This is a genomic window from Micromonospora sp. DH13 (assembly GCF_020873825.1).
GTDB lineage: Bacteria > Actinomycetota > Actinomycetes > Mycobacteriales > Micromonosporaceae > Micromonospora > Micromonospora haikouensis.
Genome location: NZ_JAHWGR010000124.1, coordinates 1 through 257 on the forward strand (window position 1 = coordinate 1; position 257 = coordinate 257).

1 pseudogene is annotated in these 257 nt (G+C 74.7%); it reads left to right on the forward strand.

Features of this window, described 5'->3' with window-relative positions:
* Positions 1-257 (forward strand): annotated as a pseudogene (locus tag LPA42_RS33555) (peptide chain release factor 1); the annotation flags it as partial.

The following is a 257-nucleotide window of genomic DNA, read 5'->3' on the forward strand; positions in this document are numbered from 1 at the left end:
TGGAGCTGGCCGAGAAGGTCGGCGCGGAGGTGGTGGTGGTCGCCGGCGACGTGCGGGCCACCGGCATGATCGCCGCCCAGCTGCCGGAGCGCTGGCAGGACGTGCTGGTGCGTACCGACGCCGGGTCCGCCCCGGCGCTGATGGACGACGTCACCGTGCAGACCATCGCCGAGGTGGCCGACCAGCGGGTCACCGCGACGCTGGACCGCTTCGGCGTGCAGGAGGACGTCGGGGCGGGCCTCGACGCGGTCGTGTCG